Genomic DNA, 22,411 nt, shown 5'->3' with positions numbered 1-22,411 from the left:
ATGACCGAAGCCTACAAGATCATCGACCACACCTATGACACCGTCGTCGTCGGCGCCGGCGGTTCGGGCCTGCGCGCAACGATGGGCAGCGCCGAGGCCGGCCTGCGCACCGCCTGCATTACCAAGGTGTTCCCGACGCGCAGCCACACCGTCGCGGCGCAGGGCGGCATCGCCGCCAGCCTCGGCAACAACAGCCCCGACCATTGGCAGTGGCATATGTACGACACCGTCAAGGGCTCCGACTGGCTGGGCGATCAGGACGCGATCGAATATATGGTGCGCGAGGCGCCCGCCGCGGTCTACGAACTCGAACATGCCGGCGTGCCTTTTTCGCGCAACGCCAATGGCACCATCTATCAGCGCCCGTTCGGCGGCCATATGCAGAATATGGGCGAAGGCCCGCCGGTGCAGCGGACCTGCGCCGCCGCCGACCGCACCGGCCACGCGATGCTCCACGCGCTCTATCAGCAGAGCCTGAAGTATGACGCGGACTTCTTCATCGAATATTTCGCGCTCGACCTGATCATGGAAGACGGCGTGTGCCGCGGCGTGATCGCGCTGTGCATGGAGGATGGCAGCATCCACCGCTTCCGCAGCCAAGCGGTCGTGCTCGCGACCGGCGGCTACGGCCGCTGCTATTTCACCGCGACCTCGGCACATACTTGCACCGGCGACGGCGGCGGGATGGTGCTGCGCGCGGGCCTGCCGCTCCAGGACATGGAGTTCGTCCAGTTTCACCCGACCGGCATCTACGGTGCGGGTGTCCTCATCACCGAGGGCGCGCGCGGCGAGGGCGGGTATCTGACCAATTCCGAAGGCGAGCGCTTCATGGAACGCTATGCCCCGTCGGCGAAGGATCTGGCGTCGCGCGACGTCGTGTCGCGTTCGATGGCGCTCGAAATCCGCGAAGGCCGCGGCGTCGGTCCGCACAAGGACCATATCTTCCTGCACCTCGATCATATCGATCCCGCGGTGCTGGCGGAGCGTCTGCCGGGCATCACCGAAAGCGGCAAGATTTTCGCGGGCGTCGACCTGACGCGCCAGCCGCTGCCGGTCGTGCCGACGGTCCATTACAATATGGGCGGCATTCCCTGTAACTATCACGGCGAAGTCGTGACGCTGAAGGACGGCAACCCCGATGCGGTCGTCCCCGGCCTGTTCGCGGTCGGCGAGGCGGCGTGCGTGTCGGTCCACGGCGCGAACCGCCTCGGCTCGAACAGCCTGATCGATCTGGTCGTCTTCGGACGCGCGACCGGTCACCGGCTCAAGGAAATCGTCGCGCCCGGCGCCGCGCAGCCCGCGCTGCCCAAGGACAGCGCCGACCTCGCGCTCGGCCGCCTCGACCATTTCCGCAATGCGAGCGGCAGTTCGCCGACCGCCGAAATCCGCACCGAGATGCAGCGCGCGATGTCGCAGCATGCGGCGGTGTTCCGCACCGACGAGCTGATGGCCGAGGGCAAGGACAAGCTTGCCAAGACCTATGAGCGCATGAACGACGTCCATGTCGCCGACCGCAGCCTGATCTGGAACACCGATCTCGTCGAAACGCTCGAGCTCGACAATCTGATCGCGCAGGCGACGGTGACGATGCATTCGGCGTTCAACCGCAAGGAAAGCCGCGGCGCCCACGCGCACGAGGATTTCCCGAACCGCGACGATGCGAACTGGATGAAGCACACGATCAGCTGGTTCGACGGCTGGGGCGGCAAGGACGGCAAGGTGACGCTCGATTACCGCCCGGTCCACGAATATACGCTGACCGACGATGCCGAATATATCAAGCCGAAGGCGCGCGTTTACTGAGGATGCGTTTGTGACCGGGCGCCTTCGGGTGCCCGGATCGGCTGCTCGGCCTATTTGCCCAGGATATTGTCGATCGGATTGAGGTCGGAAAAGGGCCTGTCGACCTGCTGGCCCATCAACCACAATTTGTAGCAGGCAACCGCGAAGAACATCAGCGCGATCGTCCACACGATGATCGTCTTGATGATGCGCCAGCGCTTTTCTTCATAGGCGGCGCGCGCGCGCGCCTTGTGATCGATGCCGAGTTCGCCCTCGAACTCGGCAATCAACTGCGCACGGCGAGTCCGCGAGATATTCGCAAGGCTCATCGCCTGCCCATCACTGGCCGAACGGGGGTCCGCCATCGTCGATCCCTGAATCCCAATAGTCCTGCATTGAACGATAGGGGGGAGCCCCTGATAAATGGTTAAGCGGGGCGTCGCTTTGCGATCAGTCGAGCGCGACCGCGACCAGTTTTATGCGCGCCGTGGCGCCGCGCAGCAGCGTCAGATCGCGGCGTGGCCGGCCGAGCGCGGCCGCGAGCAGGCGCAGCACCGCCTCGTTGGCGGCGCCGTCGGCGGGCGGGGCGGTGACGCGCAGCAAAACGGCGCCGGCATCGATCCGCACCTCGTCGCGCCCCGCGCCGGGGGTCACGCGCACCTCGATCCGGCCGGTCGGCCGCGCCAGCGCGACGAGCGCCTCGGTCAGCGCGGGGTCGGGGTGGTATTTCAGATCGTCACGACCAGCTTGCCGACCGCGCTGCGGTCGCCCAGCTTGGCGATCGCCTTGCCGCCATCGGCCAGCGCGAAGCGTTCGGTGACCCGCGGGCTGATCTTGCCCTGTTCCCAAAGCTGGAACAGGCGCGCGATATTGGCGCGGTTGCGCTGCGGCTCGCGGGCGGCGAAGGCCCCCCAGAAGACACCGGCGACGTCGCAGCTCTTGAGCAGGGTCAGGTTGAGCGGCAGGCGCGGGATGCCCGCGGGGAAGCCGACGACGAGGTAGCGTCCTTCCCACGCGATCGAGCGCAGAGCCGGTTCGCAATAATCGCCGCCGACCGCATCGTAGATCACATTGGCGCCGTCGCCGCCGACCGCCGTCTTGAACATATTGGCGAGCGCCTTCGAGGCCTCTTTGTCGAACGGCTGATAGCCATAGACGACGACTTCGTCGGCGCCGGCCTGACGTGCGATGTCGGCCTTTGCCTCGCTCGATACGCCCGCAACGACGCGCGCGCCGAACGCCTTGCCCAGTTCGACCGCGGCGATGCCGACTCCGCCCGAAGCGCCGAGGACGAGCAGCGTATCGCCTTCCTCGATATGGCCGCGATCGACCAGCGCGTGGATGCTGGTGCCATAGGTCATCAGCAGCGCCGCGCCTTCGGCAAAGTCGCGCCCCTCGGGCAGCGGATAGCTATTGGCGGCATTGACCAGCGCCGCCTCGGCCATGCCGCCGTTGCCGCACGCCGCGATCACCCGGTCGCCGGTCTTGAAATCGGTCACGCCTTCGCCGACCTCGGCCACGATGCCCGCTACCTCGCCGCCGGGGGCGAAGGGGCGCTGCGGCTTGAACTGATATTTATCCTCGATGATGAGCACGTCGGGGAAGTTGACCGCGCAGGCCTTCACATCGACGACCATCTGCCCCTTGCCGGGGGTGGGTCGCGCGACCTCGCCCAGTTCGAGCGTTTCGGGGCCGCCGGTCGCGGTCGACAGAAGAGCCTTCATCATCGTCTCCTTTTCCATTTTCGTCGGTTATTCGGTTAGCGCGGGCTGCAACCAGGGACGCTCGGCCGCCAGTTTTGCCTCATAAGCGTCGATCGCCCCGCCGCTTTTTTCGGTGAGCGAGATCTCGTCGAGACCGCCGAGCAGGCACATCTTGCGGAACGGGTCGATTTCGAAGGTGAAGCGATCCTGAAAGGGCGTCGTCACCGTCTGCGTGTCGAGGTCGACCTGAATCGGATCGGTTGCCGCGACCTCGATCAGCCGGTCGACCGCCGCCTGCGGCAGCACGACGGGCAAGATGCCGTTCTTGACGGCATTGCCCGAGAAGATGTCGGAATAGCTGGGCGCGATGACGACGCGGATACCAAGGTCGCCGAGCGCCCAGGCGGCATGTTCGCGGCTCGACCCGCAGCCGAAATTGTCACCCGCGATCAGGATGGGTGCGCCCTTGTTCTCGGGCCGGTCGAACAGATTGTCGGGATCGGCGCGCAGGCTTTCGAACGCGCCGCGCCCCATGCCTTCGCGGCTCGTGGTCTTGAGCCAGTGCGCGGGAATGATGACGTCGGTATCGACATTCTTGAGCCCGAGCGGAATCGCGCGGCCTTCGACCTTTTCCAGCGGGGTCATGCGCAGCCTCCAGCGGCGGCGCCGATCTGGTTCACGCGAAGACGCGAAGACGCGAAGGCCGTATGGTTATTGACGATCCGGCGGATACCTTCCTTGAAGGTCGCGCCGCCGAAATTCATTAGCAGCCCGACGGGCTGCTGCATCAAACGCAAATAGGTCAGCATCTGTTTCCCGTGCATCTTGGACAGCGCTTCTACCGATTTGATCTCGATTATCAGGCGGTCGTCGACCATCAAATCGATACGAAAGCCATCGGTGAATTCCATCCCGTCAAATCTGAAAGTGACCGGCTTTTGGCGCTCGACCTTCAGCCCGGCGCGCGCAAGGCTCGCTGCGAGCAACTGCTCATAAACCGATTCCAATAAGCCGGGGCCAAGGTCGCGGTGAATTCGAAAACCGCAATCGATAGCCATCGCTGCAACGTCTTCGATGTCAGCCATGCTCGCGGCCTCCATTCCTTCGCGTCTTCGCGTCTTCGCGTGAACCCGAACCGAACCGGCCCATCAGCCCATCAACTCCCGCACGTCGGTGAGCTTGCCGGTCACCGCTGCCGCCGCGGCCATCGCGGGGCTGACGAGGTGGGTACGGCTGCCCGGACCCTGGCGGCCGACGAAATTGCGGTTGCTCGTCGACGCGCAGCGTTCGCCCGCGGGTACCTTGTCGGGGTTCATCGCGAGGCACGCCGAACAGCCCGGCTCGCGCCATTCGAGCCCTGCGTCGATGAAGATGCGGTCGAGCCCTTCGGCTTCGGCCTGCGCCTTGACCAGGCCCGATCCCGGAACGACGATCGCCCAGCGGACATTGTCGGCCTTCTTCCGGCCCTTGATGACCGCGGCGGCAGCGCGCATGTCCTCGATCCGGCTGTTGGTGCAACTGCCGATGAAGATGTTCTCGATCGCGACGTCCTGCATCCGCGTGCCGGGTTCGAGGCCCATATAGGCGAGCGATTTTGCCGCGGCGGCCTGTTTCGACGGGTCGGCAAAGCTCGCGGGATCGGGAACGATGCCGGTGATCGGCACGACATCCTCGGGGCTGGTTCCCCAGGTGACGCTCGGTGCGATGTCGGCGGCGTCGATGACGACGGTCTTGTCATAGCTGGCGCCGGGATCGGTCGCGAGGCTGCGCCAATAGGCGACCGCAGCCTCCCAGTCGGCCCCCTTCGGCGCGTAGGGGCGGCCCTTCAGATAAGCGAAGGTAACATCGTCGGGGGCGATCAGCCCGGCGCGGGCGCCGCCCTCGATTGCCATGTTACTGACCGTCAGACGGCCCTCGATGCTCAGGCCGCGAATTGCGCTGCCCGTATATTCGATGACATGGCCGGTACCGCCGGCAGCGCCGATCACACCGGTGATGTGAAGGATGATGTCCTTCGCGCTGACGCCGGGACCGACATCACCGTCGACGCGCACTTCCATCGTCTTTGCGGGCTGGAGCAGCAATGTCTGCGTCGCCAGCACATGCTCGACCTCGCTCGTTCCGATGCCGAAGGCGAGCGCGCCGATGCCGCCGTGGCAGGCGGTGTGGCTGTCGCCGCAGACGATCGTCGTGCCGGGCAGCGAGAAGCCCTGTTCGGGGCCGACGACATGGACGATGCCCTGTTCGGGCGCCACCGCGTCGATGTAGCGGATGCCATATTCGGGCGCATTCTTTTCGAGCGCGGCGAGCTGTGCTGCGCTTTCGGGGTCGGCGATCGGCAGCCGGTTGCCCGCCGCATCGCGCCGCGCCGTCGTCGGCAGATTATGATCAGGAACCGCCAGCGTCAGGTCGGGACGGCGCACCGTGCGGCCGCTCGCGCGAAGCCCGGCGAAGGCTTGCGGACTGGTGACTTCATGGACGAGGTGGCGGTCGATGAAGATCAGGCAGGTACCGTCGGGGCGCTGTTCGACGACATGCGCGTCCCAGATTTTCTCATAAAGCGTGCGGGGCCGAGTCATGCGGGTTCACTTACGCTGCCCACACAACTTTGCAAGCGAGTGGCGATCAAAAACGCAATTTTCGGTCGCCGATACCTATAGCCGGGAACGAGGAGATGATGGCGCGGTTGCCTTAACCGGCCTATACTCTCCCCCATGTCGACGCTCGCCATCATCGCCCTTGTCCTTGCCACCGTCATCGCGATGGAAGGTGTCGCCTGGGCGAGCCACAAATATATCATGCACGGCTTCGGCTGGGGTTGGCACCGCGACCATCACGAACCGCACGGGCGTCGGCTGGAGAAGAACGACCTGTTCGCCATCGTCGGGGCCGCGATGAGCATTTCGATGTTCGCGATCGGCAGTCCGATGATCTTCGGTGCGGCGGCGTGGGAACCAGGAACGTGGATCGGCCTCGGCATCCTTTGCTATGGCATCATCTATACGCTGGTGCATGACGGGCTGGTCCATCAGCGCTATTTCCGCTGGGTACCGCGGCGCGGCTACGCCAAGCGGCTGGTGCAGGCGCACAAGCTGCACCATGCAACGATCGGCAAGGAAGGCGGGGTCAGCTTCGGCTTCGTCTTCGCACGCGATCCGGCGAAGCTGAAGGCCGAGTTGAAGGCGCAGCGCGAAGCGGGCATCGCCGTGGTGCGCGAGGCGCTGGTGGACTAATTCCCCTCATTGCGATGAGCCGAAGGCGACGCGGCAATCCAGAGTCTGCGTAAACCGCGCCGGATTGCTTCCCCCGGCTTTCGCCGGTGTCGCAATGACGAAGGAGGGTTCAGGCCGTCCGGTAATCCGCCGTAATTACCCCGGCTGCTGCCAGTTCGGCCTCATGGCTTTCTTCGCGCCACTCTTCGGCGAGTGCCTGCCGTTCCCATTCGCGCATCGCCGGATGCGCCAGCATATGGTCGACCCACGCCTGCCCGGCGCCGACGTCGAGGCCGTAAGTGCGGATGCGAAAGGCGACCGGCGCGAAAAAGGCGTCGGCGGCCGAGAAGTTGGCGCCGGCGAGCCACGGGCCGCCGAACTTCGCCAAACCTTCCTCGAACAGCTCGCGGATGCGCGCGACATTGGCGGCGAGGGCGGCCGACATCGGCTTGGGCGTTACGCGGACGCCGACGTTCATTGTGCAATCGTTGCGGAGTGCCGCAAAGCCGCTGTGCATTTCCGCCACCGCGCACTGCGCCCAGGCGCGGGCGTCGGGATCGGCCGGCCAGACGCCATCGTGCCGGTCAGCGAGATAGAGCGTGATGCCGAGCGAGTCGTAGATCGTGCGCCCCTCGTGGAGCAAGGCCGGAACCTGACCGGTCGGCGAAAAGCTGCGGAAGGCGTCGTAATTGACGGGCTTTGCGAAAGGCTCGACGCGATCCTCGAAGCCGATGCCGAGCCCCTTCATCAGCATCCACGGCCTTAGCGACCAGCTCGAATAATTGCGGTTGGCGGTGATCAGCACATACATGCTTCGCGCTCCTGTCGGACGATGGGGGAGGTGTAATCGGGGTCGTGCGTGAAGGGCAGCGGCGTGTGGTTTCTCAGCGCCGCCAGCACGCTGCCGAAGTCGGTTGCGGCCCGCCAGCCAAATCGGCGCTCGGCGCGCGACGGGTCATAAACGCGGTCGATGGTCTCGGGTAGCACCCAGCCTTCGGCGGCGTAAAGATCAGCGGCGTCGGGGTGATGGCGTGCGATCACGGCGCGAGCATCTCGGGCAAGTTCTCCGGCCTCTTCGCGTACGAAAGGCGGCGGCGCCGACAGGATGAACGTGTCGCAGCCGATCTGCGGCGCCGCTTCCAGCGCGGCGAGATGCGCCGCGGCGGCATCCTCGACCGTCAGGCGGCGGTTGAGCAGCTCGTTGGCCTTCAGATTTTCGCCGCTCGGCGCATCATGCGTATCGTCATCCTCGGGAAAGAAGCGCCCGGTACGTAGGATCGCGACGTTGATGCCGTGCTCGCGGTGGACCAACCGGCACGCCTGCTCGGCGGCCAGCTTGGTGATGCCATAGATGTTGCGCGGCTCGACGGGTGAAAAATCCTCGTCCATCCACCAGGCACCCTGTTCGCCCGCGCCTGCGCGCACATCGGCGCGGACCATCAGCGAAGTGGTCGAGGTGAAGAGGAAGCGGTCGTTCCCCGCCGCCACGGCAGCCTCGATCAGGTTCAGCGTGCCGGTCACATTGACGTCGATGAAGGCTTGCCGCGGATAACGGATGATATCGGGCTTGTGCAGCGCGCCGCTGTGAATGACGGCCTCGATGCCTTGCTCGCTCATCGTGCGGTCAACCAACGCGCGGTCGGCGACGGTACCGATCACGGCAGTATGCGCGCCGGGAACGACATCGAGCCCGGTAACGTCATGGCCGCTTTTGGCGAGCAACGGGGCCAGATAACGCCCGAGCCATCCCGACGATCCGGTCAGCAGTACGCGCATCGGTGACTCTCCTCTCGGTCTGAATGCGCGCCTGATACACAGGCCGCCGACAGGGGAACAAGGGCTTTACCCTTCCGGCGCCTCGGCAGTCGATTGTGGCGCGGTCGCCCCGCCCTTCTGCGGCGGCAGTTCGCTGAGGTCGAGCCAGGCCGCGTCGGCGCGCTTGTGATAGCTGTCGAGCGCGGCAAAGGGGATGCGGAAGGGGAAGCCCCAGTCGCTGTTCCACAGCGCGACGACGCCGGTGCGCGTTGCGGGTTCGAAGATCATCGTCGCGCGATAGCCCGACACGGCGCCCGAATGACCTTGAAGGCGGAGCCCGGCATAGGTGAAGTTACGCCAGCCGAGGCCGTAGGAGGCATCGCCGATCGCCTGCCGCAACGCGCCGCCATAGAGCCGCGCGGTGCCGACGCGCGGCTGATGAGCGATTTGCAGGACATCCTTCGGCAGCACGTCGGGACGATTGCCCATCATCGCCTGCATCCAGGTCGCGAAATCGACGATATCGCTTTCGACGCCGGCGGCGGCGGGGACGCGCCAATAGGCTTCCTTGACCGGCTGGACGTGGCGCCCGCGATGCGGCCGTGCCCAATCCTTCGCGCCCGTCAGCCGCTCGGCGCCATAGCCGGCGCTGACCATGCCGAGCGGCAGGAAAAAGCGGTCCTCGACGGCATCGGCAAAAGATTTGTGCGCCGCGGCGCCCAGAATCTCGCTCGCCGTGTCGAAGGCGACATTCTGATAGGTGTGGCAGGTGCCGGGCTCGCATTGCAGCGGCGCGCCGGCAAGGCTGGTGCGCAGGAGCGCCGGGCTCTGCCCTTCCTCCAGCTTTTCGTCATAGGCATTTTTGGTGAGGCCGGTGCGCTGGGCGAGCAGTTCGGCCAGCGTCACATGCGATTCGGCGCCGCCGGGGAGGCGCAGAGAGCTGTGCCAGCTTGCGACCGGCCGGTCGAGGTTCACCGCGCCATCCTTGCTCAGCGCCGCGGCCAGCGCGCCGGTCGCGGTCTTGGACACCGACGCCCAGCGGAACAGCGTATGCGGCGTGACCGGCGCGCCGCTATCGGCGTCGGCGACGCCGTAGGTGCGCACGAAGCTCAGCTTGCCGTCCTCGACAACCGCCACCGCCAGCCCCGCCATTTCGGGGCGGGCGGCGAGATCGGTCAATTGCCGGTCGAGCGCGCGATAATCGATCCGCCCGTGCCATTTGTCGGGCGTGTCGGGCAGATCTTCGGGAGCGGCGAAGGGAATCGGAACGCTTGCCAGCGGCTGGCTGCCGCCCAGCGCCTGAACTCCGAACCAGCCGGCGAAAACGAGCGCGCCGGCCGCAACCAATATCATCAAAGCACGCAGCATGGACTCTCGATCAGACGGCGACCTCATATTTGGCCGTCGTCTTAGCTGCGACTTCGTCCGCCGTCACCCCCGGTGCGAGCTCGATCAGCCGGAACGGGCTGTCGTGGTCGTCGCGCTTGAACACCGCGAGGTCGGTGATGATCATGTCGACGACATTCTTGCCGGTCAGCGGCAGGGTGCAGGCAGGGATGAATTTGGGGCTGCCGTCCTTGGCATTATGTTCCATGACGACGATGATCTTCTTGACGCCGGCGACCAGATCCATCGCGCCGCCCATGCCCTTGATCATCTTGCCGGGGATCATCCAGTTGGCGATGTCCCCATTTTCGGCGACTTCCATCGCGCCCAGCACGGTAAGGTCGATATGCCCGCCGCGGATCATCGCGAAGCTTTCCGCCGAGCTGAAATAGACCGACTGCGGCAGTTCGCTGATCGTCTGCTTGCCCGCATTGATGAGGTCGGCGTCCTCCTCGCCCTCGATCGGGAAGGGGCCGATGCCGAGCATGCCGTTTTCCGACTGCAGCGTCACGTCCATCCCGTCGGGGATGTGGTTGGCGACCAGCGTCGGGATGCCGATGCCCAAATTGACGTAGAAGCCGTCCTGCAATTCCTTCGCGGCGCGCGCCGCCATATCATCACGCGTCCAGGCCATGTCAGTTCGGCTCCCATTGCTTGTCGGAGGGGAAGATGTCGGCAAAGCCGCCGCGGATCGACGGGCCATAGACGGGGTTGGAGAAGAGGAACCAGCCGTGGCCCCACAGGCCCGCCACCGGTCCGCTCGTCGCCATCGTCTTGCGGTCGGCGACCGACAGCCCGCGTGCGTTGAACGCCTGCGCGAAATCGCCGAGCTGGTCGCCGCCCATCGCGATCACGCACCAGCGCGAAGCGATCAGCGCCCGGCGGCCGTCCTTGCTCGCTCCGTCGGGCGTGTCGCCCATCAGGAACAGTGTCTCGCCATGCTTGAAATCCCCAAGGCCGGCGGCGCGCAGCGTATCCTCGCTGCCCTTGGGATTGGCGGCGCTGCGGTTGGTGTTGACGATGATCGTCACCCCTGCACCGCGCATGATCGCCAGCGCATCGATGACGCCGGGCATCGCGACCGCCTTGCCGGCACCGGTCTTTTCCCACTGGTCCCAGACTGCGGGATCGAAATCCTTCCCCTGCTCGGCAAAGTAGCGCATCGCGCCGAGGTTCCAGATCAGCGTTTCGTCGGCGTCGAACACCGCCGCGGGCGGCTTTTCGCCGCAATCGTCGAACTTCGGCGCTGTGGGCGTCGATCCTTCGGCGAGCACGACCTGACGGCGCGGCGCCGCCGAAATCGCGGCCATGCGGACATAGTCGGCCATGGTGCGATAGACCTGCGCCGAGGCGATCGCACCCTCCGCCGAACCATAGAGCCATTGCTGTCCCGCCGGCGGCGAGGTCGGCGTCGGCTTTTCACCGACCTGCGAGGCGATCACTTCGGCGCTGGGCGCTGTGGGCGCCGTCGTCGCAGCGGTCTGGGCGCAGCCGGCGAGCAGCAGGCCGGCCGACAGGGCAAGCGCGCGCATCATGCGGCTTCCCGCGGGCGCACGGTGCGGAACTCGATCTTCTTGTCATAGGGCGCACCGACGATCAGCCGCTTCACATAGATGCCGGGCAAATGGATGCAGTCTGGATCGAGGCTGCCGACGGGGACGATCTCCTCGACCTCGGCAACGCAAATCTTGGCCGCGGTCGCCATCGGCTGGTTGAAGTTGCGCGCGGTCTTGCGGAAGATCAGATTGCCGCTTTCGTCGGCCTTCCACCCCTTGACTATCGCGAGGTCGGCAAAGATGCCGCGTTCGAGGATATAATCCTGTCCGTCGAAATTCTTGACCTCCTTGCCCTCGGCCACCGCGGTGCCGACGCCGGTCTTGGTATAGAAGCCGGGGATGCCCGCGCCGCCCGCGCGGCAGCGTTCGGCGAGCGTGCCCTGCGGACAAAATTCGACCTCGAGCTCGCCGGCCAGATATTGCCGCTCGAACTCCTTGTTCTCGCCGACATAAGAGGAGATCATCTTCTTCACCTGCCGCGTGCGCAGCAGCTTGCCGAGCCCTTCGCCATCGATGCCGGCATTGTTGCTGGCGATGGTGAGGTCCTTCGTCCCGGCGTCGCGGATCGCGTCGATCAGCCGTTCGGGAATACCGCACAGGCCGAAGCCGCCCGCGCAGATATGCATGCCGTCGAAGAGCAGCCCTTCGAGCGCGGATGCTGCATCGGGATATTGCTTGTTCGCCATGACGGGACTCCCTTCCTCTGATCGGCTCGCGGATCGGCCCACTGATCGGCGGCGACCTTGGCGCAAATAAATCATCAATTCTAATTGTTCTATTTTTCGATTATCCATAACCGATGTCGATCAATCGCATCTCCATCTATCATATCGAAACCTTGCTGTGGATCGATCGGCTCGGCACCTTCTCGGCCGCTGCCGAACGGCTCAACACGACGCAGCCCGCGGTGTCGGCGCGGATGCGCGAATTGGAGCAGCGATTGGGTTCGACGCTGTTCCGCCGCGACGGGCGCACCATGTCGCTGACCCCGGCGGGGCGCAAACTGGTCAATGATTGCACCCCGCTGCTGCGCGACATGCAACTCGCGCTGCTCGGCAGCGGCGGGTTCAACGAGGCGAGCGGTGTGGTGCGGATCGGCGCGGGCGAGATCGCGGCCGCAAGCTGCCTGCCGCCCTTCGTTGCGGCGCTGAAAGCCGAAATGCCCAATGTCGCGCTCGAGATCGAGATCGACCTGACCGCGAATCTGATCCAGCAACTGCTGACCGGCCGCACCGATCTGGCGTTTGCGGCGGGACCGATCGCGCACCCGGCGCTTCGGACCAGCCCGATCGGCGAGGTTGCGCTGCTCTGGCTCGCCAACCCGGCGGTCGCTGCGCTGTTCGAGCGTGGAACGGGCGAACAGCAGGTGCCCGTCTGGTCGCTCGCCAGCCCCTCGCCGATCCACGGCCGGATGCGCGAGGCGATCGCGGCGTCGCGGATCGCGCAGAAATCACTGAACCTGTGCAACAACGCCCGGATGATGATCGACATCGCACGCGCCGGCGGCGGTGTCGGCATCTTTCCCGAACCGATGGTGCGTGCCGAGGTTGCCGCGGGCGCGCTCGTCGAACTGGCGGGGCTGCCCGCGCTCGCGCCGGTCGAATTCCGCGTCGCGATGCGCGTGTCGGACACCGAACCGGTGCTGACGCGCATCTTCGATCAGGCCGCGGGTCTCAGCCTGACCGCGGGATAGCGCGGCGCGCGAAGATTCGTCCCTTTTGACCCCGGTCAATGAACGATAGGATCGCGCGGCGCATTATTCTGATGTTCACTGGACAAAGGAGGCCCCCAATGCGCTCAATTCTGGTTCATGCCGACAGCGATGCCGCGTCCGAAGGACGTTTGCAGGTCGCGCTCGATTGCGCCCGCCGTTTCGAAGGCCATGTCAGCCTGCTCATCGCGACGCCGCTGCGCGAATTCGTCAGCTTCGATCCGTTCGGCGGCACCTATTTCGCCGCCGAGGCGCTGGCGAAGGCGCAGGCCGACGATCTGGCGCTCGAAAGCCGGCTTGCCGACCGGCTGGCGAAGGAAGATGTGCCGTGGGACATCGAAATGGCCGATGGCGAAATCGTGAGCGCCTTGTCGGGCGCCGCGACGCTCGCCGATCTGGCGATCGTCAGCCTGCCCAAGGCGAAGGGCGATTTCCGCAGCGGCCCGCCGATGCTCGCGGGCGATCTGGCGCTGACCGCGTCGGTCCCGGTGCTCGCGCTGCCGCAGGACAGCAAGGCGCTCGATTTCGACAAGCCGGCGCTGATCGCGTGGAACGGCAGCCCTGAGGCGGCCCATGCGGTGCGCGCCGCGGTCCCCTTTCTGAAGGGCCGCCCGGTCGTGATCGTCACGATCGGAGGCGACGAGGGCGATTTCGCTGCGGAGGAGGCCGCGCGCTATCTCTCGCGGCACGGCATCCACGCCGAACTGCGCGCGATCGAGCGCGGTGTCGAAACCCCCGAGGAACGGATCGAAAAGGAAGCCGGCGCGCTGGGCGCCGGTCTGATCGTGATGGGCGCCTTCGGTCGCAGCCGGCTGCGCGAGACGATCTTCGGCGGCGCGACGCAATATCTCGTGACGGGCGGCCGCTATCCGCTGCTGCTCGCGCACTAGGCCCGAAAGACTGGCCTGGACGACGGCGAACGACCGGTTGCGGACATCGCAAGCAGACCTATTACGCACAGCATGAGGCGACGAATCATGTTTTCTGTAATCCTCGCTGGCATGCTCGGCATTTCGGTTGGTTGGGCAGCGCGAAGTTATCTCGTCATTGATAGTTGTCTTGATGGCGGTGGCCGCTGGGCAGAGCGAGGCGACCGATGTGAGGGCATCCCGGCCCAAAACCGGATGAGCCGCTAACGACCGATAGCGGGCATGAAATCCTCCCTGTGGCCGCAGGCCATGGGGAGGTGGCAGCGCGAAGCGCTGACGGAGGGGCTAATGGCGCGCCGTCGCAGCCCCTCCACCACGCCCTTCGGGCGCGGTCCCCCTCCCCATCGCTGCGCGACAGGGAGGATATGATCGGTCGTCATCCTGAACTTGTTTCAGGATCCATTCTTCCGACGCCGCGTGAATGGATCCCTGATCAAGTCCGGGATGACGACGGTATGAAAGTCCCGCGTCGATGTTGTGCACCCCGGCAAAGGCCGGGGCCCACGGCTTTACAGCGCCAACGTTGGCGTTCGACACGCTGGGCCCCGGCCTTCGCCGGGAACACAAAGCGGCTAGCAGCAACGTCCGCTAACCACCCAAAATTCCGCGCGGGGCAATGCACCGCTCTGGCCACTCAGGGTAGCGGCATGCCCAGCGCGGCGGACAGGTCGGCCAGCGCCTGTTCGCCGCTCGTCACCTTGATCGCGTGCATGCCGAGCCCTGCGGCGGGTTTGCAGTTGATGCCAAGGTCGTCGAGGTAGATGCAGGCGGCGGGCTCGACACCCAGCGCCACGCACATCATCTGATAGATGCGCGGGTCGGGTTTGCGTACGCCGACCTTCGACGATTCGATGACATGGTCAAAGCGCGCCATGATCGCCGCGACCTCGGCCGCCATTGCTTCGCTGCGCGCCATGCCGGCGCCCTTGCCCGACGGCACATTGTTGGTGATGCAGCCGATCGTGAAGCCGCCGGCCTTCAGCGTGTCGAGCGCCGCAACCATTTGCGGGCGCACCGCGCCGGCGAGGACCGCAAGAACCGCTTCACCTTCAAGGTCGTGGCCCAGCGCGCGCGCTTCTTCGGCGAACAATGTGTCGAAGGTTGCGGCGTCGATCTCGGCGCGCTCGAACAGCGCCCAGGCATTGGTGTCGGGGTTGCGCGCATTCACCCCGCGCACGAAATCGCGGGGTAGCCCGCGTTCGGCTTCCAGCCGGTTGAACGCCTCGAAGGGCGAGGCGGTGATGACGCCGCCGAAGTCGAAGATCACATGCGTATATTGAGCCATGCCGACGGCCATGCCGCGCGCTATCGTCCAAGATCAAGCGAATTTGACCGCATCTTTCGGGACGCCACGCCCCTGCCGCTACGGCAAGGCGCGGCGCTGTTCATTCACCGGAGGATTTATGCTGCTCGAAGGAAAGACCGTCATCATCACCGGCGCGAGTTCGGGAATCGGGCGCGCCGCCGCACGGCTGTTTGCGCGCCATGGCGCGCGGCTCGTGCTCGGCGGACGCGACCGGGCGCGGCTCGATGCCGTGGTCGCCGAAATCGCCGCCGATAACGGAACGGCGCGCGCGGTCGCGGGCGACGTTGCCGATGCCGCGACGCACGAGGCACTGGTTGCCGCCTGCGCACCGTGGGGCGGGCTCGACATCGCTTTCAACAACGCCGGTACGGTCGGCGCGCTCGCCCCGCTCGCCGATCAGGCGCCGGGCAATTGGGACGCGGTGATGGCGGCCAATCTGACCGCCGCCTTTCTGGGCGCCCGCGCGCAGATTCCGTCGATGCTGGCGCGCGGCAAGGGCGCCCTGATCTTCACCTCAAGCTTTGTCGGCAACAGCGTCGGGCTGCCGGGCATGGCCTGCTACGGGGCCGCCAAGGCGGGGCTGCTCGGGCTCGTGCGCGGGATCACCGCCGATTATGGCGCGGCGGGTATTCGCGCCAACGCGCTGATCCCGGGCGGGACCGATACGGCGATGGCGGGCGATGCCGAATCGAAGGCATGGGCCGCCAGCCTGCACGCGATGAAGCGTATCGCCGACCCCGACGAGATCGCGCAGGCGGCGCTGTTTCTGGCGAGCGACATGGCGAGCTTCGTGTCGGGATCGGCGCTGTGGGCCGAAGGCGGCAACGCCGCGGTCAAGCTCTGACCGCGCGGGCGCTGCGTCAGGGGATGACCAATATCCCCGCCGCGGGATCGGCGCGTCCCGACAGCATTTCGCGATAGGCATCGAGCGCCGCGGTGCTGCCTTCGCGCCGGTCGATGCGCGCGATGCGCGGTGCGACCGCCATGAAGCCCAACCATGCCTCGGCGATCCGCTGTCCGAAGCCCGCGGCGCCCCAGTCGCCGACGCGTTTCTGGCTGCGGCCGGGGGCAAAGAAGCCCTGCCGTTCGGGGCCGGCCAGCGCCGCGGCGTCGGCCTCGGCGTCCCAGTGCGATTTGCCGACGATGATCGATACTTTCAGCGCATCGCCGAAATGGCCGTGCACCGCGCGGGTGACCGCGCCATTGCCCGCCATGTCGACAAAGGCCGACGGCGCCGCAGCGTCGAGCGTAGCGATGTCGTCATAGGCGATCACGCGGTCGTAGATGCCCTGCGCGGCCAGCGCCGCGACATTGGCCTTGCTCGTCAGCCCGATGCTAACGGGGCGGGGCCCCGCACGCTGGGCGAGCGCGAAGCCGAGGCCGATCGCGGTCTTGCTCGACGCGCTGGCGATCAGGATCTGGTCGGCGCCATAATCGCCCTCATCCTCGAACTGGTCGGCGATCAGCCAGCCGGTGAGGAAGAGCGGCCGGAAGATCGGCCAATAATCATGATGATCGGCGCGATAGTCGGGCAAAGCCTCGATCCGCTGATATTGATTGTAGATGGGGGGCAGGGTCGTGCGCCGCGGCGTGATGTCGGTGAAGCCGCCGGCGCCGATCTTGCCCGCGTTGAGCACCGCATGGCTTGCCATCGGATAATAGCCGTAAAAGCGATCGCCGGGCGCGATGCCCTCGGCGGCGCTCTCGATCACGGTGGCGAACCCCCAGACAGGCAGGCGGGCGGGCGCGTCACGCTCGGCGAAAAAGTCCCAATAGCCCTGATCGTTGCCAAACAGCCCCGCAGGCTTGCCGAAGACGGCGTAGGTGATGTTGTTCGCCGTCATCGCATAGCTGTCGACGCGCACACGAACCTCGCCGGCGCGCAGCGGCGCATAATCCGCCCGTGCGAGCGCCGCCTTCGAAATCGTGTCCCGATCGATGTCGATGGTCCAGGCCATATCGTTCATGCTTCTCTCTCCCGTCAGCCCAGCGGCGCTTCGAACAGCGATCCGATCGCGATGGTCAGCGCCATGGCGAATGCGCCCCAGAAGGTGACGCGCAGCACGGGGCGCAGCATCGGCGCATTGCCCGCCCACGCGCCGAGCGCGCCGAGGATCGCAAGGAAAGCGATCGACGCGCCCGACACCGTCCACGGCAGCGACGATCCCGTATCGAGGAAAACCACCAGCAGCGGCAGCGCCGCGCCGGCAGTAAAGCTGGCGGCCGATGCGACCGCGGCCTGCACCGGACGCGCCTTCATATGGTGGGTCAGCCCCAGCTCGTCGCGCAAATGGCTGTCGAGCGCATTGTGCGCGGTAAGCTGCGCGGCGACCTGTTCGGCAAGCGGACGGTCGAGCCCGCGTTCCTGATAGATTTGGGTCAATTCCTCCAGCTCGAATTCGGGGTCGGTGGCGAGTTCGTGCCGTTCCTTTGCAATGTCGGCCTTTTCGGCGTCGCCTTGCGAACTGACCGAGACATATTCGCCCGCCGCCATCGACATCGCACCGGCGACCAGACCCGCGATGCCGGTAAGGAGGATGGAGGGTTGCGCCGCGCCCGCCGCCGCGACGCCCGCGATCAGGCTCGCGGTCGAGACGATGCCGTCGTTGGCTCCCAGAATCGCGGCGCGCAGCCATCCGATCCGCGCGACAGAGTGGGTTTCGCGGTGAGTATCGCGGCGCATATCTTCCCCTTTTCCGACCGGCGACCGATCAATATTGCAGCGTCAGTCCCGGCCGGTTCCAGCGCGTCTTTACCAGCCGCCCGGTGCCCGACAAGGTGATATAGGCATCCTGCATGTCGGCGCCGCCAAAGGCGATGTTGGTGGTGAAAATATCGTCGGTCGCGACGAACTCCACCAACTCTCCCGACGGCGACACGACGCTGATCCCGCATTCGCCGATGGTCGCGACGCAGATATTGCCGTTCGCCTCCATCGCCAGGCTGTCGAAGAATTTATAGCCGGCGGGGCGATAGAGCGGGATGCCGGGGCCGCCGGGACCGGCGTCGGGGGCGACCTTGCCGGGCGCCGTGATGTTGAACTTCATCAGGCGGCAGGTGTAGGTTTCGGCGGCGTAGAGCGCCTTGCCGTCGGGTGAGAGGCCGACGCCGTTCGGATTGTTCGACGGAAAGATCACTTCCTCGATAAAGCTGCCGTCGGCCTTGGCATAGAAGATGCCGACGATGTCGTGGCAGCGCTTTTCATAATCGACCTTGCCATGATCGGTGAACCAGAAGCCCCCGTGGCTGTCGAACATGATGTCGTTGGGGCCGCGCAGCACGACGCCGTTGTCGCCCGATTTATAGAGGATTTCGACCGCGCCCGTTTCGATATCGATGCGTTCGATGCGGCCGCCCGAATAATCCTTCGCGATGCCGTGCGGTGCCAGATAGCCGTTCGATTCGGTATATTCGAAGCCGCCGTTGTTGCAGCAGTAAAGCTTGCCGTCGGGACCGATCGCCAGGCCGTTGGGACCGCCGCCGGGGGTCGCGATCACCGCCTTGCGACCGCCGGGCCAGCAGCGCGTGATACGGCCGGCCTCGATCTCGGTCACGATGACGCTGCCGTCGTCCATCACCACCGGCGCTTCAGGAAAGCGCAATCCGTCGGCGATCAATTCAAACTCGGCCATTCTCGTCTCCCTTGCTCTCATGCCCTTGCTGTGCTTTGCGCGCATCATGCCCGTTCGCACGCTCTTCGCCACAAATTTTTACGAGGCCGACATTGCCGCGCCCGACCTGCTGCAAGAGCTGGAGGAAAGCTGCCGGCTGTTCGCGCGCGAGGATGGCGCGGGCAAGGCGTGGAGCCGCGCGCACGGTTATCGCGGCTATACCAGCTATGCCAGCCTTGACGACCTGCCCGACCGCGACCCCGCCTTTCACGACCTCAAGCGCCTGCTCGACAAGCATGTGAAGGCATTCGCCAAGGCATGCCACTTCGATCTCGCCAAGCCGCTCAAGCTCGACAGCCTGTGGGTCAATGTCCTCAAACCCGGCGGCACGCACAGCGGGCATATCCACCCGCACAGCATCGTATCGGGCACCTTCTATGTCGCCGTCCCGCCCGGATCGGGCGCGCTGAAGCTCGAAGATCCGCGACTCGCGATGCTGATGGCGGCGCCGGGGCGGAGCGAGGATGCGCCCGAGAGCCTGCAGCCCTTCATCTATGCCGAGCCCGCGGCGGGGCGCATTTTTCTGTGGGAAAGCTGGTTGCGGCACGAAGTGATGCCGAACGCCGGCAAGGACGAACGGATCAGCATCAGCTTTAACTATCGCTGATCGGTCCTATATGGGCGCCATCTGATGACCCTCCATTTCCCGTTCGATGCGAACGGATCAGACAGGAAATTGCCCAATGACCGCGACCTACGACGCCGACCTGCAGCTTTTCATCGACGGTGCCTGGCGGAGCGGCGAGGGGCGCGAGGCGCGGCCCGTCTATAACCCCGCAACCGCGGCGACGATTGCCGAGCTGCCGGTGGCGACCGCAGCCGACCTCGATGAAGCACTCGCCGCCGCGGCGCGCGGCTGGCCGGTCTGGCGCGCCAAGACCCCCGATGAGCGTGCGGCGCTGATGCGCAAGGCCGCCGGACTGATTCGCGAACGCGCCGACCATATCGCGACCTTGCTCACGCTCGAACAGGGCAAGCCGATCGCCGAGGCGCGCGGCGAAGTGCTTTCGGCCTCGTCGTTGCTCGAATATTTTGCCGAACAGGGCAAGCGGATCGAGGGCCGCGTCGTGCAGCGTCCGGCGGGTCAGCGCGCGATGGTGCTGAAACAGCCCGTCGGTCCGGTCGCGGCGTTCAGCCCGTGGAATTTCCCCGTCAATCTGATGATCAAGAAGGTCGCGCCGGCGCTCGCTGCGGGCTGTGTCGTGATTGCCAAGGCGCCCGAGGAAACGCCGGGCTGCACCAGCGCGATCATGCGCTGCCTTGCCGATGCGGGCATCCCCGGCGACGTGGTGCAGCTCGTCTATGGCAATCCCGACATGATCAGCCGCCACCTGCTCGGCAGCGAGGTGATCCGGAAGGTCAGCTTCACCGGATCGACCGCGGTCGGCAAGCATCTGATGAAGCTCGCCGCCGACCGGGTGCAGCGCATCACGATGGAGCTCGGCGGACACGCCCCGGTGCTGGTGTTCGACGATTGCGACCTTGAAACGACGCTCGACCGCGTCGTGACGCAGAAGTTTCGCAACGCCGGCCAGGTCTGCGTCTCGCCGACGCGCTTCTATGTGCAGGACGGCATCTACGACGCTTTCGTGAAGGGCTTTGCCGAACGCACCGCGCGCGTAAAGATCGGCAGCGGGCTCGATGCCGGCACCCAGATGGGACCGCTCGCCAACGCGCGCCGCGCCCCCGCGCTGGAGGCGATGATTGCCGATGCGACCGCAAAGGGCGCGCGGGTGATCGCGGGCGGCGCCGCGACGGGCGAAGGCTATTTCTTCCAGCCGACGGCACTGGCCGACGTGCCGCTCGACGCCGATGCGATGAACAACGAACCCTTTGGCCCGATGGCGCTGATCCGGCCGTTCGCGACCGAAGAAGACGCGCTCGAACAGGCGAACCGGCTGCCCTATGGCTTGGCCGCCTTCGCCTTCACCGAAAGCGGTCGCCGCATCAACCGCGTCGCCGATGGCATCGAAAGCGGCATGGTGGGAATCAACAGCTTCGTCATCTCGGCCAATGACATGCCCTTCGGCGGGATCAAGGAATCGGGCTTCGGCAGCGAGAGCGGGCCGGAAGGCCTCGACGGTTATCTCGTCGCCAAGGCGGTGCATATTTACTGAGCGGCCAGCTGCTTTGCGTGTGCTCCCGCACAGGCGGGAGCCCAGAGCGTCCTAAAGCGAAGCTCGCCTGATCTGGCTTTGGGTCCCCGCTTTCGCGGGGACAAGCGGGTCGTCAATCGCGCTCCAGCGTCACGAAATCGCGGCCGAGCGGCGCCAGATGCGCGCCGCCGTCGACGAAGATCGTCTGCCCCGTCACCGCCTCGGCGCGGGCGAGCCAGGCGACCGCGTCGGCAATATCGTCCGGGGTCGGCAGCGCGCCGAGCGGCATGCGTGCCGCGAGCCGCGTCATCTGTCCCGCACTGTAATCGTCGGTGGGGAGGGTAAGCCCCGGCGCCACGGCGTTGACGCGCGCGCGCGCGCCGAAGGCCACCGCCAGCGTCGCCGTCGCCTGCCACAGCGCCTGCTTCGACAGGCTGTAGGCAAGCTGGTCGGGCACCGGGTTGGCGATGCGCTGGTCCAGGATGTTGACGATCGCGGGGCGCCGGCCGCCTTCATTCGCGGCGACCAGGGCGCGCGCGAGCATCACCGGCGCGTGATGATTGATCTGCATCGTTTCGGCCAGCGCGGCGCCGGTCAGCGTGTCCCATTCGCCCTCGGGAAACAGCGAGGCGTTGTTGACGAGCAGGACTGGCGCACGGCCGAACCTTGCGATCACCGCCGGCACCAGCGCATCGACGGCGGCCGGATCGGAGAGGTCGGCGGCGAAGCGGTGACATTCGGCGCCCGTGTCGGCCAGCGCGTCCTCCAGCACGGCATCGGCCGCGCCGGGGCTGCGCTTGTGGATTGCGAGCGCATAGCCCTCGTGCGCGAGCCGCGCCGCGATCGCCGCGCCGATCCGGTGCAGACCACCGGTGACGAGTGCGATCGGCGCCGCCGTCATTTGCGCGCCCGGCGCATCGTGATGCCGATCTCTTCGCCATCCTCGGCGATCGCGAGCTTGACGATCTTCACCTCGACCTCTTCGACCTTGTCGTCCTGCAGGAACAGCGTGTCGATGATATGGTCGGCGACGCTTTCGATCAGCACGAAATGCACGTCCTTGGGCAGTCCCTCGGTCGCCGCGAATTTCAGGTTCATATAGTTTTTGGAGGCGCTGAGCGGGGTTGCCGGGTCATAATGATCGGCCATCACCAAGCGCGCACGCACCGAAATGCGCAGCGGCTGCGGCAGGTGGGTTTCTTCGGAATAAATGCCGGTCAGCACATCGACGGTCAGCCCGTCCACTTCCAGCCACAATGTGTCGGTCACAAGAAATTCCTGTCGTACGGGCGCGACATTCGGCT

The 22,411-nt window shown here is 65.9% G+C and carries 25 protein-coding genes; 7 read left to right on the top strand and 18 right to left on the bottom strand.

From position 1 onward, the window contains the following. Complete coding sequence (gene sdhA, locus STE01S_RS01625) at positions 1 to 1,803, top strand: succinate dehydrogenase flavoprotein subunit (RefSeq protein ID WP_062764238.1); 1,803 nt, start codon at positions 1 to 3, stop codon at positions 1,801 to 1,803. A 50-nt stretch (positions 1,804 to 1,853) separates the two neighbouring features. On the opposite strand, the gene STE01S_RS01620 is transcribed toward sdhA, so the two are convergent. From STE01S_RS01620 to leuC, 6 genes are all read right to left on the bottom strand, one after another. Continuing rightward, positions 1,854 to 2,147, bottom strand: a complete 294-nt coding sequence (locus STE01S_RS01620; protein ID WP_040589790.1) for a hypothetical protein — start codon at positions 2,145 to 2,147, stop codon at positions 1,854 to 1,856. Between the two features lie 85 nt (positions 2,148 to 2,232). Beyond that, positions 2,233 to 2,442, bottom strand: coding sequence for a DUF167 domain-containing protein (locus tag STE01S_RS01615; RefSeq protein WP_320248640.1), 210 nt, complete (start codon positions 2,440 to 2,442; stop codon positions 2,233 to 2,235). A 68-nt stretch (positions 2,443 to 2,510) separates the two neighbouring features. Next, entirely contained in the window at positions 2,511 to 3,506 is a 996-nt protein-coding gene (locus tag STE01S_RS01610; RefSeq protein ID WP_062764588.1) for an NADPH:quinone oxidoreductase family protein, read from the bottom strand. Positions 3,507 to 3,533: 27 nt separating this feature from the next. Further along, the gene (leuD, locus tag STE01S_RS01605) at positions 3,534 to 4,130 is read right to left on the bottom strand and encodes a 3-isopropylmalate dehydratase small subunit (protein WP_062764236.1); all 597 of its coding nucleotides are present in this window, start codon (positions 4,128 to 4,130) and stop codon (positions 3,534 to 3,536) included. After that, entirely contained in the window at positions 4,127 to 4,570 is a 444-nt protein-coding gene (locus STE01S_RS01600; RefSeq protein ID WP_062764585.1) for a GxxExxY protein, read from the bottom strand. The genes leuD and STE01S_RS01600 overlap by 4 nt, the downstream gene beginning before the upstream one ends. A 63-nt stretch (positions 4,571 to 4,633) precedes the next feature. Beyond that, the gene (gene leuC, locus STE01S_RS01595) at positions 4,634 to 6,064 is read right to left on the bottom strand and encodes a 3-isopropylmalate dehydratase large subunit (protein WP_062764234.1); all 1,431 of its coding nucleotides are present in this window, start codon (positions 6,062 to 6,064) and stop codon (positions 4,634 to 4,636) included. 135 nt (positions 6,065 to 6,199) lie between these two features. Between leuC and STE01S_RS01590 the strand changes: the two genes are divergently transcribed. Further along, a complete protein-coding gene (locus STE01S_RS01590; protein WP_062764232.1) occupies positions 6,200 to 6,718 on the top strand; it encodes a sterol desaturase family protein in 519 nt (172 codons plus the stop codon). A gap of 109 nt (positions 6,719 to 6,827) precedes the next feature. On the opposite strand, the gene STE01S_RS01585 is transcribed toward STE01S_RS01590, so the two are convergent. From STE01S_RS01585 to STE01S_RS01560, 6 genes are all read right to left on the bottom strand, one after another. Beyond that, positions 6,828 to 7,508, bottom strand: coding sequence for a glutathione S-transferase family protein (locus STE01S_RS01585; RefSeq protein ID WP_062764230.1), 681 nt, complete (start codon positions 7,506 to 7,508; stop codon positions 6,828 to 6,830). After that, entirely contained in the window at positions 7,496 to 8,473 is a 978-nt protein-coding gene (locus STE01S_RS01580) for an NAD-dependent epimerase/dehydratase family protein (RefSeq protein ID WP_062764228.1), read from the bottom strand. Before STE01S_RS01580 ends, STE01S_RS01585 begins: the two co-directional genes overlap by 13 nt. A gap of 66 nt (positions 8,474 to 8,539) precedes the next feature. Further along, a complete protein-coding gene (locus STE01S_RS01575) occupies positions 8,540 to 9,820 on the bottom strand; it encodes a serine hydrolase domain-containing protein (RefSeq protein WP_003042924.1) in 1,281 nt (426 codons plus the stop codon). A gap of 10 nt (positions 9,821 to 9,830) precedes the next feature. Next, positions 9,831 to 10,472, bottom strand: coding sequence for a CoA transferase subunit B (locus STE01S_RS01570; protein ID WP_003042921.1), 642 nt, complete (start codon positions 10,470 to 10,472; stop codon positions 9,831 to 9,833). A gap of 1 nt (position 10,473) precedes the next feature. Beyond that, positions 10,474 to 11,373 carry an HAD family acid phosphatase gene (locus STE01S_RS01565; RefSeq protein ID WP_062764226.1) on the bottom strand — a complete coding sequence of 300 codons (900 nt, stop codon included), beginning with the start codon at positions 11,371 to 11,373 and terminating at the stop codon, positions 10,474 to 10,476. Beyond that, positions 11,370 to 12,080, bottom strand: coding sequence for a CoA transferase subunit A (locus tag STE01S_RS01560; protein WP_058811176.1), 711 nt, complete (start codon positions 12,078 to 12,080; stop codon positions 11,370 to 11,372). The genes STE01S_RS01565 and STE01S_RS01560 overlap by 4 nt, the downstream gene beginning before the upstream one ends. Before the next feature lie 113 nt (positions 12,081 to 12,193). On the opposite strand from STE01S_RS01560, the gene STE01S_RS01555 reads away from it, so the two are divergent. Continuing rightward, a complete protein-coding gene (locus STE01S_RS01555) occupies positions 12,194 to 13,087 on the top strand; it encodes a LysR family transcriptional regulator (protein WP_062764224.1) in 894 nt (297 codons plus the stop codon). A 98-nt stretch (positions 13,088 to 13,185) separates the two neighbouring features. Next, the gene (locus STE01S_RS01550) at positions 13,186 to 13,995 is read left to right on the top strand and encodes a universal stress protein (protein ID WP_062764222.1); all 810 of its coding nucleotides are present in this window, start codon (positions 13,186 to 13,188) and stop codon (positions 13,993 to 13,995) included. Positions 13,996 to 14,668: 673 nt separating this feature from the next. On the opposite strand, the gene STE01S_RS01545 is transcribed toward STE01S_RS01550, so the two are convergent. Next, entirely contained in the window at positions 14,669 to 15,319 is a 651-nt protein-coding gene (locus STE01S_RS01545) for an HAD-IA family hydrolase (RefSeq protein ID WP_255265848.1), read from the bottom strand. 118 nt (positions 15,320 to 15,437) lie between these two features. On the opposite strand from STE01S_RS01545, the gene STE01S_RS01540 reads away from it, so the two are divergent. Beyond that, entirely contained in the window at positions 15,438 to 16,184 is a 747-nt protein-coding gene (locus tag STE01S_RS01540; RefSeq protein ID WP_062764218.1) for an SDR family oxidoreductase, read from the top strand. A 16-nt stretch (positions 16,185 to 16,200) separates the two neighbouring features. Here STE01S_RS01540 and STE01S_RS01535 read toward each other — a convergent pair whose 3' ends face one another. The 3 genes from STE01S_RS01535 to STE01S_RS01525 are packed head-to-tail and all read right to left on the bottom strand — an operon-like array spanning position 16,201 to position 18,972. Further along, the gene (locus tag STE01S_RS01535) at positions 16,201 to 17,307 is read right to left on the bottom strand and encodes a DUF2855 family protein (protein ID WP_062764216.1); all 1,107 of its coding nucleotides are present in this window, start codon (positions 17,305 to 17,307) and stop codon (positions 16,201 to 16,203) included. Between the two features lie 14 nt (positions 17,308 to 17,321). Beyond that, on the bottom strand, positions 17,322 to 18,023 hold the full coding sequence (locus STE01S_RS01530; protein ID WP_062764214.1) for a VIT1/CCC1 transporter family protein: 702 nt from the start codon (positions 18,021 to 18,023) through the stop codon (positions 17,322 to 17,324). A 28-nt stretch (positions 18,024 to 18,051) separates the two neighbouring features. After that, positions 18,052 to 18,972, bottom strand: coding sequence for an SMP-30/gluconolactonase/LRE family protein (locus STE01S_RS01525; RefSeq protein WP_058811180.1), 921 nt, complete (start codon positions 18,970 to 18,972; stop codon positions 18,052 to 18,054). A 46-nt stretch (positions 18,973 to 19,018) separates the two neighbouring features. Between STE01S_RS01525 and STE01S_RS01520 the strand changes: the two genes are divergently transcribed. Together STE01S_RS01520 and STE01S_RS01515 are read left to right on the top strand one after the other, a co-directional pair. Continuing rightward, positions 19,019 to 19,618: a TIGR02466 family protein gene (locus tag STE01S_RS01520; RefSeq protein WP_058811181.1), complete on the top strand. Its 600-nt coding sequence runs from the start codon at positions 19,019 to 19,021 to the stop codon at positions 19,616 to 19,618. Positions 19,619 to 19,694: 76 nt separating this feature from the next. Further along, entirely contained in the window at positions 19,695 to 21,128 is a 1,434-nt protein-coding gene (locus tag STE01S_RS01515) for an NAD-dependent succinate-semialdehyde dehydrogenase (protein ID WP_062764212.1), read from the top strand. A gap of 112 nt (positions 21,129 to 21,240) precedes the next feature. Here STE01S_RS01515 and STE01S_RS01510 read toward each other — a convergent pair whose 3' ends face one another. Beyond that, complete coding sequence (locus STE01S_RS01510) at positions 21,241 to 22,008, bottom strand: SDR family oxidoreductase (RefSeq protein WP_062764210.1); 768 nt, start codon at positions 22,006 to 22,008, stop codon at positions 21,241 to 21,243. Further along, positions 22,005 to 22,376 (bottom strand): dihydroneopterin aldolase, encoded by a 372-nt coding sequence (locus STE01S_RS01505; RefSeq protein WP_003042886.1) that lies wholly within the window; start codon positions 22,374 to 22,376, stop codon positions 22,005 to 22,007. The genes STE01S_RS01510 and STE01S_RS01505 overlap by 4 nt, the downstream gene beginning before the upstream one ends. Positions 22,377 to 22,411 lie beyond the last annotated feature (35 nt).

The sequence above is a fragment of the Sphingopyxis terrae subsp. terrae NBRC 15098 genome (assembly GCF_001598815.1).
Taxonomy (GTDB): Bacteria; Pseudomonadota; Alphaproteobacteria; order Sphingomonadales; family Sphingomonadaceae; genus Sphingopyxis; species Sphingopyxis terrae.
This window is presented reverse-complemented; position numbering and strand designations above follow the sequence as displayed.

Bases quoted from the DNA above. Each gene is read 5' to 3' on its own strand.
- sdhA (WP_062764238.1), top strand. From the start codon at position 1: ATGACCGAAGCCTACAAGATCATCGACCACACCTATGACACCGTCGTC.
- STE01S_RS01620 (WP_040589790.1), bottom strand. From the start codon at position 2,147: ATGGCGGACCCCCGTTCGGCCAGTGATGGGCAGGCGATGAGCCTTGCG.
- STE01S_RS01610 (WP_062764588.1), bottom strand. From the start codon at position 3,506: ATGAAGGCTCTTCTGTCGACCGCGACCGGCGGCCCCGAAACGCTCGAA.
- leuD (WP_062764236.1), bottom strand. From the start codon at position 4,130: ATGACCCCGCTGGAAAAGGTCGAAGGCCGCGCGATTCCGCTCGGGCTC.
- STE01S_RS01600 (WP_062764585.1), bottom strand. From the start codon at position 4,570: ATGGCTGACATCGAAGACGTTGCAGCGATGGCTATCGATTGCGGTTTT.
- leuC (WP_062764234.1), bottom strand. From the start codon at position 6,064: ATGACTCGGCCCCGCACGCTTTATGAGAAAATCTGGGACGCGCATGTC.
- STE01S_RS01590 (WP_062764232.1), top strand. From the start codon at position 6,200: ATGTCGACGCTCGCCATCATCGCCCTTGTCCTTGCCACCGTCATCGCG.
- STE01S_RS01585 (WP_062764230.1), bottom strand. From the start codon at position 7,508: ATGTATGTGCTGATCACCGCCAACCGCAATTATTCGAGCTGGTCGCTA.
- STE01S_RS01580 (WP_062764228.1), bottom strand. From the start codon at position 8,473: ATGCGCGTACTGCTGACCGGATCGTCGGGATGGCTCGGGCGTTATCTG.
- STE01S_RS01575 (WP_003042924.1), bottom strand. From the start codon at position 9,820: ATGCTGCGTGCTTTGATGATATTGGTTGCGGCCGGCGCGCTCGTTTTC.
- STE01S_RS01570 (WP_003042921.1), bottom strand. From the start codon at position 10,472: ATGGCCTGGACGCGTGATGATATGGCGGCGCGCGCCGCGAAGGAATTG.
- STE01S_RS01565 (WP_062764226.1), bottom strand. From the start codon at position 11,373: ATGATGCGCGCGCTTGCCCTGTCGGCCGGCCTGCTGCTCGCCGGCTGC.
- STE01S_RS01560 (WP_058811176.1), bottom strand. From the start codon at position 12,080: ATGGCGAACAAGCAATATCCCGATGCAGCATCCGCGCTCGAAGGGCTG.
- STE01S_RS01555 (WP_062764224.1), top strand. From the start codon at position 12,194: ATGTCGATCAATCGCATCTCCATCTATCATATCGAAACCTTGCTGTGG.
- STE01S_RS01550 (WP_062764222.1), top strand. From the start codon at position 13,186: ATGCGCTCAATTCTGGTTCATGCCGACAGCGATGCCGCGTCCGAAGGA.
- STE01S_RS01545 (WP_255265848.1), bottom strand. From the start codon at position 15,319: ATGGCTCAATATACGCATGTGATCTTCGACTTCGGCGGCGTCATCACC.
- STE01S_RS01540 (WP_062764218.1), top strand. From the start codon at position 15,438: ATGCTGCTCGAAGGAAAGACCGTCATCATCACCGGCGCGAGTTCGGGA.
- STE01S_RS01535 (WP_062764216.1), bottom strand. From the start codon at position 17,307: ATGAACGATATGGCCTGGACCATCGACATCGATCGGGACACGATTTCG.
- STE01S_RS01530 (WP_062764214.1), bottom strand. From the start codon at position 18,023: ATGCGCCGCGATACTCACCGCGAAACCCACTCTGTCGCGCGGATCGGA.
- STE01S_RS01525 (WP_058811180.1), bottom strand. From the start codon at position 18,972: ATGGCCGAGTTTGAATTGATCGCCGACGGATTGCGCTTTCCTGAAGCG.
- STE01S_RS01520 (WP_058811181.1), top strand. From the start codon at position 19,019: ATGCCCGTTCGCACGCTCTTCGCCACAAATTTTTACGAGGCCGACATT.
- STE01S_RS01515 (WP_062764212.1), top strand. From the start codon at position 19,695: ATGACCGCGACCTACGACGCCGACCTGCAGCTTTTCATCGACGGTGCC.
- STE01S_RS01510 (WP_062764210.1), bottom strand. From the start codon at position 22,008: ATGACGGCGGCGCCGATCGCACTCGTCACCGGTGGTCTGCACCGGATC.